Below are 12,952 nucleotides of genomic sequence, written 5' to 3'. Positions count from 1 at the left end.
GAAGAAGATTTACCAATGTTTGACTACCAACCGAGTGCGCTGATCAAACGATCAACACTTGAACCTAATGCGTAACGTTCCTTGAACTGGTAAATCTCTGACAGATCTTTCGGAGCTTTAGGAATTGAGAGATCAACTTTTGGAAGTGGTGCGTCGCGAGCCACCCTTACTAACTTTGGGGCAATTTTCAAATACTCAGCGCCAGCAATTATCTTCTTGGCAAGGGCGGGCGGCAAGGAATCGTGCGCGGAGTGGGCCGCCTCTAACGCTGCTTCAACTGTGGCGAAATGGTTAGCAATCACAGCTGCACCTTTTTCGCCAATGCCCTTTACTCCAGGCAATCCATCAGATGGATCGCCTCTAAACATTGCAAAAAGATCATAGCGATCACCAGGTATTGCGTACCTGTCTGCAACATATTTGATATCGACCAAATCATGTTGAGAGATCCCCTTGGCAAGATAGACGATTTTTATATCTCGCTTATCATCGACCATCTGGAATAGATCCCGATCTCCAGTCACAATTCTTATCGGACCTTTCTCAATTTCGGCATAGGTTGCCATGACGTCATCTGCCTCGTAATCATCAACGCCCACCACAGGTATGCCAAACAAATCAAGCAAATCCAAAAGAATCGGGATTTGCGGAGTTAATGTTTCTGGTTCTTCTTCCTCGTCGCCCTCCTCTTCAAGGCGGTTAGCTTTATAAGCCGGGAAAATATCAACGCGCCAACTAGGTCGCCAATCTCCATCCAAACATGCAACCAATCGATTTGGTTTGTAGACATTGATCAATCTGGCGGTCATATCGATATATCCGCGGATTGCATTTACTGATGTTCCATCTGGTGCCAATAGTGTGTCAGGCATTCCGTAGTAGGCCCGGTACCAAAGGGAGGCGCTATCTAAAAGCATTAATGTCATATCTCCCCCATCAAGTACGCGACCACACCTCGGTCAATGCGCTTGACCGCATCTTTGCAGACTGGACGTAATTTATCGCTAGCCCCCGAAATTTGATTCAAAAGATCAATTAATTGTTTGGTCGAACGAACAAAGTCGCCAACAGACATGTCTGTGCCCTTTAGAACGCTGTTAAGTGAGTTACCACTTGCCCACTTGTAGGAAATAAAACAGAACCCCGCATCTGGTTCCCGCTGTGTTTTCACGCCGAAATTGCTCTCTATCTCTTCAAGAGCCGCCCAAAGTGAAATTATTTCAGTAATAGTTGACTGCACTTTTTGACTCGGCATTTTCGGTGCCAGATTTTCAGCTGAACGCGACTCGAAAATTACGCACGAGACTACAGACAATAACTCAGTGGCGTTTAGCTCATCCAGTAATCCCCTGCGAATTGATTCAGTCAGCAATAAGTCAGACTCAGCATAAATCTTCGTCAAAATTTTGCCTTGTACAGTTGGTTTTTCGCCCTCGATGTAGTGTAGGTGATCTAAGACGCGACAAATCTGGTCAAATGTTTTTGCAATAACATGAGTACGGCTCTCAACTCGAAGGGTTAGACCATCATTTTCACGGGTTAAGCGTCCAGCACGTTCTGCAAGTCGAGCGTGATCTTCTCTCTCGGCGCAGCCATGAGATGGATGGTTCTTCATTCCCTTACGTAAATCTGCAAGTTCACCTTCCAGATGGCTCCGTTGTCTATTGTCAAAAGTCTTGCGTTGGTCGCGCCTACTTAAGAGAACTTCTACCTCCTTAATTGACCGACGAAGACGAGCATATTCGGCGAAGTCACCCAGATGACATGTTGACTCTTTGACTAGCTCTTCGATCGCAGATTCATTCTTTCGAATTTGTCGAGTGAGACCAATAACAGCTCGATCTGCTTGAAATTGCGCAAATGATGATTCAAGAGAACGACGTGCACGCTCTCGTCCAAACTGAGCAATTAAATTGATTGACATGTTGTAGGAAGGTGAAAATGAAGAACGCAATGGATATGTTCGAGTAGACGCAAGTCCTGCAGCAGATGCTGAATCAACAGTTGGAGACCATTGAATGACAGCGTTTCCTTCGATGTCGATTCCACGTCGACCTGCACGCCCCGTTAGCTGCGTGTACTCCCCTGGTGTTATCGGAACATGTGCTTCACCATTGAACTTTATGAGCTTTTCTAAAACCACTGTTCGAGCTGGCATATTGATGCCCAGAGCCAAAGTTTCAGTAGCAAAAACCGCTTTGACTAAACCACGTTGGAACAGATCCTCGACAGCTCCCTTAAAACTTGGGAGCAAACCAGCATGGTGGGCTGCAATTCCCCGTTCCAACGCTGTTAGCCACTCCTTAAAGTTGAGCACTTCTAGATCTTCTTCGGCGATGTTTTGTGTGTAGCGCAGTGCGGTGCGCTTAATCTCTTCTCGCTCTTCAGGGGATGTCAGGCGAAGACCTGCATGCAAGCACTGCTTGACTGCTGCGTCACATCCTATGCGGGAGAAAATAAAGGTGATTGCCGGTAACAAACTCTCACCCTGAAGTTTTTCTATAATGTCTGCACGAGACATGCGATCACTTGGCTCAGCAAAACGTCCGCGGCGATTTCTGCCCAGGGATGCACGTCTGGTCATTTCTCGCTCTCGACTCAACACCTCAGGATTTACTCTTCCTGGTGCATCAAAGAGATCTAACAAGCGATTTCCGATTAATACATGCTGAAAAAGCGGAATAGGACGGATTTCGCTGACTATAACTTCTGTCTCACCTCGAACTTCACCGAGCCATTCACCGAATTCTTCAGCATTCGAGACTGTTGCCGATAGAGAAATTACCTGCACGCTCTCCATCAAATGGATAAGTACCTCTTCCCACACCGCTCCACGGAACTTATCTGCAAGATAGTGAACCTCATCCATAACAACGCAACCCAAATTGGTGAGTGTGTTGGAACCTGCATACAACATATTGCGCAACACCTCTGTGGTCATAACAAGAATTTCAGCTTCACCATTAATACTGGTGTCACCCGTTAATAAGCCAACACGATCTTCTCCAAATTTTGCAACAAACTCGGAGTACTTTTGATTGGAAAGAGCCTTGATTGGCGTTGTGTAGAAACACTTCTTTCCAGCTTGTAGGGCGTAATAAGCGGCGAACTCACCAACAACCGTTTTTCCGGCACCAGTTGGTGCGGCTACTAATACCCCCTTACCCTCTTCAACGGCGTGACAGGCAGTTATTTGAAATGGATCGAACTCGAACTCAAAGGTCTGTACAAACTCAGTGGTTATCGGATGCTGGCCACGCGACTTGGCGGCTGCGTATCGCTCTGCTGGCGTCGTCATGCGACCCAGGTGCGTGCTGCATCATGTATGCATTCAGCTGCGATAGGCAGTTGTCCAATGCGCTCACCATCTGCATAAGCGATTGCTTTTGACTCTATACCCACATTTTTGCTTCGGACTATTTCAACCGCCGGGTGTGAGACATGAGTTCCCGCGAAGACTTGAGGGAATACCTTAATAAATTCGATCTTTGAGATGGGGTGTAGAACCATGACATCGAAAAGACCATCACTAAGACTGGCGTTCGGACAAACCAGCATGCCAGCGCCATATGATCTGCCGTTAGCCACCGCAATTAGCATCGCCTCGGTTGAAATCGTGCGGTCATCTAGTGTGATCTCGTAATGACGAGGCTGAAAACGTGGAAGCTCTATTGCTATTGCGGCGTTGTATTTCATAGGCCCCTTTGGCCATTTCATCGTGTTAGCTTTTTCATTAACAATTGAATCGAAACCAGTGGATAAAATTGCGCCAAACCATTCACCATCAACTAGACCAAGATCAATTGGTGTCGGCGCAGTTGTGGTGACACGTTCTAGTTGAGCATCAATCTCTTCCAAACTCCAACCTAAAGTACGAACAAAATCATTACCCGTCCCGGCCGGAATGATGGCTAATGGGATTTGGGAGGGAACGACTAACTGCAAAATAATGTGCATTAAGCCATCACCACCGACAGCGATTACCCCTTCACAATCCGGGTTTTTATCGATGAAGGTCTTGAGATGATCATTGAGCGCGATAGATGAATTACCGGTGACTATTGTGAAATTGACTTTATGTTGATTCAAATAGCCTGCTACGTAGGTTCCCATCGTGGTACCTCGACCCTGTCCTGAAACAGGATTGATAACTAACGCCCACATAGGCTGACCTTATCGGCTAATCCTGGATAGGTGTTGGTGCTTCAATCGCCATTGAGCCAGTTTCGATTAGCTCTTGCTTTTTGTCACGGCGCTTGTCGACCAGTATCGCTATCCCACCGGCCATAAAGTAGAGCACAATCAACGGCGCAGATAGAAGGACCATACTCAAGGGATCTGCAGTCGGCGAGAAGGCGGCCACAACGAGAAAGATTCCAAAGACCCACACTCGCCATGGTCTAAGAATCGTTTTGCCACGGAGAAAACCAATGAGATTGAAGGTCAATAGGAATATAGGAAGTTCAAATGCCAAACCAACTAAAAGAATGAGTCGCAAAACAAAGTCTAGATAATCATCAAATCTAACTAAGTTGCTAATTGAATTTGGTGTAAAGCCAAAGAGCGCTTTAATAGCGACTGGAAGAATTAAATAGCCTAATGTGGCGCCCATGGCGAAAAATGGTGTTGCTGCAACAACGAAGAGAACGCTTGTTCGCTTCTCTTTTCTATGCAGAGCTGGTGCAATGAATGCCCACAACTGATACAGCCAGAAAGGTGCTGACACAATGACACCAGCCAGAAGTGCGACTTTGATTTGTAGATCGAGTGGGCCTAGAACACCACTGATATATAACGCACCGCAACTTGCCGAACCTGACTGCTGGGCGGCCTTGAGATCACACACAGGTTTAGCCAATGTTGTGATGATTGGATTGTAGAAATACCACCCACCACCAAATGCAATTAAGACAGCGATTGCAGAACGAAGAACTCTTTTTCGTAATTCTCGTAAGTGGTCAAGCAGTGGCATCCGTGCTTCATTTGCCGGTGCCATCAATTTACTTCTCTGTTTTGTCGTTTTCTTCTATCACGCCGTCATCAGCTTTCATTTCCTTCATTTCGCTCTTGAAGATTCGCATAGAACGACCGAGTGAACGAGCAGAATCAGGCAAGCGCTTAGCGCCGAACAGAACGAGGACAACAATTAAAAGAATAACAATCTCTCTTGGACCTAAATTCATAGTACCTACTCCTTGGCTAATGATTAATCTAAGGCTACACCAGAGCCTTGGGAGTGAAAAGTGGAATTTACGCCTCTTTGTAACGTTTCAGCATCAGTTGAGCCTTTTTCAGCACTTCGACACGAATGTCCATGGGGGTATTGAGAATTACCGCGCCGCCAGAGGCCATTACGGATCGTTCGATCCACTGACGCGAATACGAGGAAAGCTGAATCTCTTCCCCGGTAGGCATATCGAAAATGGCAAAACGTTCATTGACATCTCGTGAAGGGTGTTTCCCTGTAATCGAATAAGGGATCTTCTCTACATCTATTTTTTGTGCAACAAAATCTGCAGGTACTGGAGAGGATACGGCGGTTTCTATCCTATCGATTCGAAATTCTCGATAATCATTCACGGTGAAGCAAAATGCCCGCAAGTATTGATGATTATCAGATTCATATAGATCAATCGGCATCACAGAGCGATCGGAGATCTGGTCCTTATAGAGCGAGTGATATCGAATGTTTAATCCTGTATTTGATTGGACCGCTTGTGAAATCGTTGCAGACACAGCCCCTGATGTTGCAGCGACCACAGAGAGTTTAATTGGAACACCTAAAAGCTTTGCTAAGCGTTCTTTTAAGGATTTGACTGCGGTTAACAGATCAAGTCGATCCTCTGGTAAGGAAGAGGCGACTAGATCAAGGCCTAACAACAACGCGACACCTTCTTGGAAAGTGATATTTCTTGGCTTTGAAAGTGTGGTCGCGTTTTTAATAGTCACGTAACCAGACTCAAATTCAAGATCCATTAACTCAAGGGGTGTATACCCTGGCAACCCACACATCCACAACGTCATGAGATCAGCGCTCATTTGAGTCGGTGTAACCTCAAAGTGGCTGGCTAACTCCTTCAGAGCAATACCTTGATGAGTATTTAGATAAGGAACCAGATCGAGCAAGCGAGCAGTACGTAGAAGCGGTGCAGAGACATTCTTACTCATGATTTATCGCCAATGCTTGCAGTTGCTCGACGATGTTATCGCGCAAGTCAGCTGGCTCATGAACAAACACATCTTCCCCATGCCAAAGAATTTGCACTGTGAGGTATTTGATGGAAAAAATCGGAACTCTTATCTGGTCCCACTCCCCTAGATCCTTGAGCGATGTCGCGAGGGAACGTAGTGCGTGTCCTTTGCCTTTTCTCACATCAATGATGGCAGCGCTAATGGTTGAGGTCGAATCAATCTGGTCTAACTCAAACTCTGAGGGAAACTCAAAAGCATCTTTGTTTTTCTCCACAGTGATCGAACCCATTACACGATCGAATCTAAATGTCCGGACCTCTTGCACATCATGGTCAACACCGGATACATACCAAAACCCAGCTTTATTGGATAACGCAATAGGAATGATTGTTCGTTGCTCTGCAAGTAAGTCCGTGGTTAGATAATCGAAAACCAAGAAATCCGAATTTCCTATCGCTGCCGTTATTGTCTCGAGATCCTTTGAACTATTTGAAAGTTTCGGAGAAAGTCCTGGAATATCTATAGGGTCAGCTGGAACTCCGATGGAGCTGAGTTTAAGGATGGCGTTTTGTGCTGCATCAGCAAGTGCTGCCCCTTGCCAAGCATCTGCGGCTAGAGAGAGAAGAGAAATTTCAGTAGGCGTGATCTCACCTAGGTTGAGTTGGTAATTGTCTGACTTAATCCGATATCCCGCTTCATCGTTAAAAAGGGGATCGAAACTTCCGACATCAATTGAGATACCAAGTGATCGAAGATCATCCTTATCTCGCTCAAACATTCGCTCTTTTGTTTCAGCACTACCTTCATAGCCTTCTACTGTTCTAAAGATTTCAGATTTGGTGAGATATCTCTTTGTTGCTAACAACGCGATCGTCAGATTTATTAATCGTTCAATCTTCCGAGACACCGTATGCGCCCTTCGCGGGACGTCGACGACGAGCAAGTACTTCAACGCCAGGTGCCATGCGACGGCTCTGAATCAAAAATCCTGTGTGTCCAATCATTCGCTGCTGTGGACGCACAGCTAAACCTTCATGGTGCCAACCTCGCACCAAGGTTTCAGAGCTCTCTGGCTCAGTAAATCGGCCATCTTCTTTAAGCGCCTCGGCGGTTGTAGAAAGTTGTGTAGTCGTTGCAACATAGGCCAAGAAGACGCCACCTGGGCGCAAAGATCGTGCAGCAATATCAACACACTCCCATGGAGCCAACATGTCTAGAACGACACGATCATATTCAGAATCAAAATCTTGATCTTGTAAATCTCCGACTACCAAACTCCAGTTTTCGGGTGCTGCCTCAAAGTATGCATCTACATTGGAGCGTGCGTTCTCTGCAAAGTCTGCCCTGCGCTCCACTGAATGAACTTTTCCTGTTGGACCTGTAGCTCGCAAAAGAGAAATTGTTAACGCCCCACTACCAACTCCAGCTTCTAAAACGCGGGAACCTGGATAAATATCCGCTACTCCAACAATCATCGCAGCATCTTTTGGATAGACGATCGTTGCACCACGAGGCATTGTTAATACGTAATCTGCTAACAAGGGTTTAAATGCTGTGAACTTCAAACCAGCAGTGGTGCTGACAACTGACCCTTCAGGCATTCCAATCAGTTCATCATGGGTAATCCAACCCTTATGCGTGTGCCACTCTTTTCCGGGCGTAATCGTAAAGCTATAGAGCTTGCCCTTTGGATCGGTCAATTGAACGCGATCACCGGCTCCGAAATACCCACGATTAGACACGGGAGCATCTTAGGCGAAATTAATACGCTAAGTACGAGTATCTTCAGCCAGGTGAGTAATGAACAGTCGTTGCGGCTATCACCCAGTGCGGTCAGTGAGTACGAGAACTGCCCGCAGCAATATAAGTACCGCAAGATCGACAAGTTGCCAGAGCCTCCTTCACTAGATGCCGAACGAGGCACATTGGTGCACACCGTTCTTCAAGATCTGTTTGAAATTCCAGCTGCTGGGCGGAGTGTTGAGTCTGCAATAGAACTCTTGCCATCACGTTGGAGCGCCCAATTGGCGGATAAGCCAGCACTCATGGAAATGGTTACTAATGAAAAGGAATGGTTGGATCGTGCCTCAGCATTATTAACGACCTATTTCACATTAGAAAACCCCACTACTTTTGAAGCAACGCATCGGGAAATGCATCTAGAAAATGATTTCGACACAAACATCTACTTGCACGGATACGTCGATCGTTTAGATGTCGCCCCCACTGGAGAAGTAAGAATTGTCGATTACAAAACAGGAAAGGCTCCAAAACCTGGATGGGAAGAAAAGGCTCTCTTTCAACTCCGCGTCTATGCCCTGTTGTATTGGAAGAACAATGGGGTGCTCCCCCGTCTGTTGCAGTTGATCTATCTAGGTGATGGAAAAATGGTGAAGAGCAATCCGACTGTGGCCGAACTTGAAACTACTGAAAAGACTCTGCGTCGCGTAGCTCAAGACATCTTCATCTCTATCGAAAAAGAGTATTGGCCACCGAAAACTTCACGACTATGTGATTGGTGCTATTTTAAAAGTATTTGTCCTGCACACAACAGCTAAATCGCCGATCCAAAATCCTGTGATAACTCTACCAACTTTGCATATGTAAGTTGCTCGAGAGATTTGATCACTCGCACGCGTTTAGATTCCTCAATCGAAACAAGATGTGGAACCCCAATGAGGTATCCACTACTTGCAATCGCCGCGTTCATCCCTGTTATAGAGTCTTCAAAGATGAGGCAATTGCCTATGTCTGAATCACTCATGGCCGCAGCCTTTAAATAACACTCCGGATCTGGCTTTGTTTTCTGAACATCATCTGCACTTATTGAAAATGGAAACAAATCATGTCCCAAGTTGTCTAATACAGCATCAACAATGTTTCTTGGGCTAGCCGATACCATAGCCGTCTTAATGCCACGGGATTGGAGCTCTAGAACTAACTCGATTGCACCAGGCATCGTTGGTGTGTTTCCACGCATTCTCGCTACTTGGGTATCTATAAGTGTTTGCGTGAAGTATTGCGGTGACTCTTGCTGCCCACACTTATCAAACATGTATTGACCTACTTTAGAAAGTGGCCCGCCAAGGCATTCCACCTGATCTTGCTCAAGCCATGTGTAACCAAAGGGAGCAGTCACTTCGATTTCAGATAGAAACCACTCTGGCTCCGAGTCAACCATGAGGCCATCCATGTCAAAGAAGACCGCATCGAAGAAAGTACTCATGTAGAAATATTAATTAGCGTTGAAATATTTTGCTTCAGGATGATGAACAACTATTGCCGATGTTGATTGCTCCGGATGTAGTTGGAACTCTTCTGATAATTCAACACCGATTCGCGTGGGGTCTAATAACTCACATAGTTGCACTTGTTGTTCTAGATCTGGACAGGCTGGATAGCCAAATGAGTAACGAGATCCTCGATACCCTTGATCCAATATTCCTTGAAGATCTGCCGAGTCTTCAGATCTAACTTCAAGTTCCTCTCTCATGCGAGCGTGCCAGTGCTCAGCAAGGGCTTCAGTTAACTGAACAGATAGCCCATGCAGTTCTAGATACTCACGATAATTATTATCTGCAAATAATTTAGCAGCCGCTTCACTGACTGCAGACCCCATCGTTACGACATGAAAAGCAACCACATCAGTTTTACCTGACTCCTTAGAGGCAAAGAAATCACTAATACAAAGGCGACGATCACGAGTTTGGCGTGGGAATGAGAAACGAGTTCGCTCTGTGCCTTTATTAGCACCTTCGTGATGCAAAATCACCAGGTCATTGCCTTCGCTATAGCAAGGGAAATACCCATACACAACGGCAGCGTTTAACCAACCCTTTGATTGGACCTCATTGATGAGTGCTCTTAGTCGCGGTCGACCTTCTTGCTCAACCATCGTTTCGTACTCGCCACGGTTTCCTTTGAGTCCCCACTGCCCAACAAAGAGCGCACGTTCATCTAACATCCCTGCATAATCAGATAATTGAATGCCTTTGATAATTCGTGATCCGAAAAATGGTGGATTAGGAATCGAATTATCTGAGGCAACATCGCTTCGGCGCGTATCGAGTGGAATCTCTTCCGTTTTTATCCTGGTGTTTGCCACACGACGCTCACGAAGGGCAGGCAAGGCAGCGCCTTCATCGCCACGTTTGATGGCCATGATTGAGTCCATTAAGCGCAGGCCTTCAAAAGCATCTCGTGCGTAACGAACTTGACCAGGGAAAATCGCTGCGAGATCTTGTTCGACGTAGGCACGAGTCAGCGCAGCTCCACCTAAAACAATTGGCCATCGTTGATCTAGACCTCGTGCGGTCAACTCTTCTAAGTTTTCCTTCATGATCACTGTTGATTTAACAAGCAATCCACTCATACCAATAGCATCAGCGTTACTATCTGTTGCACCATCAATAATCTGATTGATCGTCTGTTTTATACCGATGTTAACAACGCGGTATCCATTATTTGTTAAAATGATATCGACGAGGTTTTTCCCAATGTCGTGCACATCTCCGCGCACCGTCGCTAAGAGCATGGTGCCGCGACCATCATCGCCAGTCTTCTCCATGTATGGTTCCAGCATTGCCACCGCAGTTTTCATCACCTCTGCGCTTTGCAGAACGAAAGGAAGCTGCATTTCTCCCTTACCGAAAAGCTCTCCCACAATTTTCATTCCCTCAAGCAAGTGAGAATTTATGATTTCAAGTGGTGGCGTACCCTGTGCCATGGCTTCCTTGAGGTCAACGTCCAGACCTACTTTTTCACCATCAATGATGCGACGTTGTAATCGGTCAAATAATGGCAATGCAGCGAGGGCTTCGGCACGCGCGTTCTTGCTTGTTGCTAGTTCTACACCATCAAATAACTGCAAGAACTCTTGCAGTGGATCATATGTACATTCATCCCCATCAAAGGTTCTGCGATCATAAACAAGATCCAGTGCTACTTGTTTTTGACGCTCATCTATCCGTGCCATAGGTGTGATCTTTGAAGGATGAACAATGGCCGAATCAAGTCCGGCTAGAACACATTCATTCAAGAAAACAGAGTTAAGAACAACGCGTGCGGCAGGGTTTAGACCAAAAGAAACATTGCTCACACCCAGTGTTGTTTGCACCTCTGGGAACTCAAGTTTTAACCGCTTGATCGCCTCAATAGTTTCTATTCCATCTTTGCGGGTTTCTTCCTGACCCGTTGCGATGGGAAAAGTCAGGCAATCAATCAAAATATCGCCAATATTCATGCCCCAGTTGTCATGAAGATCATTGATCAATCGCCGAGCTACTCGCAATTTCCATTCAGCATCTCGCGCCTGACCCTCTTCATCAATCGTTAGAGCGACAACACTTGCGCCGTGCTCCTTTACCAAGGGCATGATCTTTGCAAATCGAGATGTTGGTCCATCGCCATCTTCATAATTAACAGAGTTAATGACGCATCTTCCGCCGAGGTGTTCTAATCCAGCTTTCAATACATGTGGCTCGGTTGAATCTAGAACGATCGGTAATGTGCTGGATGTCGAAAAGCGTGAAGCAATATTACTCATATCTGCAGCGCCATCTCGACCAACATAATCAACTGATAAGTCCAGCATGTGCGCGCCATCTCGAATCTGGTCGCGCGCAATTTCTACACACTTTTCCCAATCTTCAGCGAGTAATGCATCACGAAAAGCGCGTGAACCATTGGCATTGGTTCGCTCACCGATCGCCAAATATGTCTTATCTTGTCGAAACGGTACATATTGATAAAGAGATGAAGCACCAGGATCAAGTGCTGGTACACGCTGTGAAATCTTTCTCGCACTCAACTTCGCAACTACCGATGCCATGTGTGCAGGCGTTGTTCCACAACATCCACCAACTAAAGAGATGCCGTAATCAGTAACGAATCCATCCAGCGCAGTTGCTAACTCTTCTGGCTTCAGTGGATATGACGCCCCGTTGGGACCTAGTTGAGGCAATCCCGCATTGGGCATTACCGAAATTGCGATCTTGGCATTCTTGCTCAAATAACGAAGATGTTCGGACATCTCCGCAGGACCAGTGGCACAGTTCAAGCCAATTAGATCGACACCCATTGGTTCAAGTGCATTGAGCGCAGCTCCGATCTCAGATCCCATCAGCATTGTTCCGGTAATTTCAACTGTTACCTGAGCTATTAAAACGATGTCACGGGATGTCTCATTTATCGCCTCTCGGCAACCATTAACTGCAGCTTTTACTTGCAATAGATCTTGTGATGTTTCAACAAGCAATGCATCGCAACCGGAGTCAGCCAAACCCTTGGCGGCGGTGTAGTAGGCGACTTTAAGGTTTTCGTATGTCGTATGGCCAAGACTTGGTAATTTCGTTCCCGGACCAAGTGAGCCCAAGACAAAGCGTGGTTTATCAGGTGTGGAGAATGAATCTGCCGCTTCACGGGCGATTGTGCCACCAGCAAAAGCTAATTCGTAAATTCGATCTTCAATTCCGTAGTCGGCCAAGTTAGACCAATTCGCACCAAAGGTATTCGTTTCAATTGCATCAACACCTGCAGCCAGATATTCGTCATGGACTGAACGAACGATGTCCGGACGGCTCACGTTGAGGACCTCGTTACAGCCTTCGTGATTTTCAAAGTCTGCAAGGGAGGGATTGGCCGCCTGAAGCATTGTTCCCATAGCCCCATCGGCGATTACTACTCGCTCAGAAAGGGTACGCCGCAGCAATCCATCAGCTTTTTTCGGCGTGTTCATCTGTCGAAGGTTACCGTAAGGTTG

The 12,952-nt window shown here is 46.3% G+C and carries 10 protein-coding genes and 1 pseudogene; 1 reads left to right on the top strand and 10 read right to left on the bottom strand.

From position 1 onward, the window contains the following. Positions 1 to 23: 23 nt before the first annotated feature. The 8 genes and pseudogenes from AC9UEY_RS00450 to AC9UEY_RS00415 form a co-directional block, all read right to left on the bottom strand. Entirely contained in the window at positions 24 to 926 is a 903-nt protein-coding gene (locus AC9UEY_RS00450; protein ID WP_509536294.1) for a 5'-3' exonuclease, read from the bottom strand. Then, a complete protein-coding gene (locus AC9UEY_RS00445; RefSeq protein ID WP_509536292.1) occupies positions 923 to 3,298 on the bottom strand; it encodes a DEAD/DEAH box helicase in 2,376 nt (791 codons plus the stop codon). The genes AC9UEY_RS00450 and AC9UEY_RS00445 overlap by 4 nt, the downstream gene beginning before the upstream one ends. Then, positions 3,295 to 4,113, bottom strand: coding sequence for a diacylglycerol/lipid kinase family protein (locus AC9UEY_RS00440; RefSeq protein ID WP_509536290.1), 819 nt, complete (start codon positions 4,111 to 4,113; stop codon positions 3,295 to 3,297). The genes AC9UEY_RS00445 and AC9UEY_RS00440 overlap by 4 nt, the downstream gene beginning before the upstream one ends. Positions 4,114 to 4,180: 67 nt before the next feature. Further along, entirely contained in the window at positions 4,181 to 4,996 is an 816-nt protein-coding gene (gene tatC / locus AC9UEY_RS00435; protein ID WP_509536288.1) for a twin-arginine translocase subunit TatC, read from the bottom strand. A 34-nt stretch (positions 4,997 to 5,030) separates the two neighbouring features. Beyond that, positions 5,031 to 5,183 (bottom strand): annotated as a pseudogene (tatA, locus tag AC9UEY_RS00430) (Sec-independent protein translocase subunit TatA); the annotation flags it as partial. Positions 5,184 to 5,250: 67 nt separating this feature from the next. Beyond that, a complete protein-coding gene (locus AC9UEY_RS00425) occupies positions 5,251 to 6,168 on the bottom strand; it encodes a WYL domain-containing transcriptional regulator (protein WP_509536286.1) in 918 nt (305 codons plus the stop codon). After that, on the bottom strand, positions 6,161 to 7,099 hold the full coding sequence (locus AC9UEY_RS00420; protein ID WP_509536284.1) for a helix-turn-helix transcriptional regulator: 939 nt from the start codon (positions 7,097 to 7,099) through the stop codon (positions 6,161 to 6,163). The genes AC9UEY_RS00425 and AC9UEY_RS00420 overlap by 8 nt, the downstream gene beginning before the upstream one ends. After that, positions 7,083 to 7,934: a tRNA (adenine-N1)-methyltransferase gene (locus AC9UEY_RS00415; protein ID WP_509536282.1), complete on the bottom strand. Its 852-nt coding sequence runs from the start codon at positions 7,932 to 7,934 to the stop codon at positions 7,083 to 7,085. The genes AC9UEY_RS00420 and AC9UEY_RS00415 overlap by 17 nt, the downstream gene beginning before the upstream one ends. A 51-nt stretch (positions 7,935 to 7,985) precedes the next feature. Here AC9UEY_RS00415 and AC9UEY_RS00410 point away from each other — a divergent pair, with 51 nt between their 5' ends. After that, entirely contained in the window at positions 7,986 to 8,750 is a 765-nt protein-coding gene (locus AC9UEY_RS00410; protein ID WP_509536280.1) for a RecB family exonuclease, read from the top strand. Here the strand turns inward: AC9UEY_RS00410 and AC9UEY_RS00405 are convergent. Continuing rightward, a complete protein-coding gene (locus AC9UEY_RS00405; RefSeq protein ID WP_509536278.1) occupies positions 8,747 to 9,418 on the bottom strand; it encodes an HAD family hydrolase in 672 nt (223 codons plus the stop codon). The two genes, AC9UEY_RS00410 and AC9UEY_RS00405, sit on opposite strands and share 4 nt — an antisense overlap. A gap of 9 nt (positions 9,419 to 9,427) precedes the next feature. Continuing rightward, positions 9,428 to 12,928, bottom strand: a complete 3,501-nt coding sequence (gene metH, locus AC9UEY_RS00400; RefSeq protein ID WP_509536276.1) for a methionine synthase — start codon at positions 12,926 to 12,928, stop codon at positions 9,428 to 9,430. Positions 12,929 to 12,952 lie beyond the last annotated feature (24 nt).

The organism is Candidatus Planktophila sp., assembly GCF_040402275.1.
GTDB lineage: Bacteria > Actinomycetota > Actinomycetes > Nanopelagicales > Nanopelagicaceae > Planktophila.
This window is presented reverse-complemented; position numbering and strand designations above follow the sequence as displayed.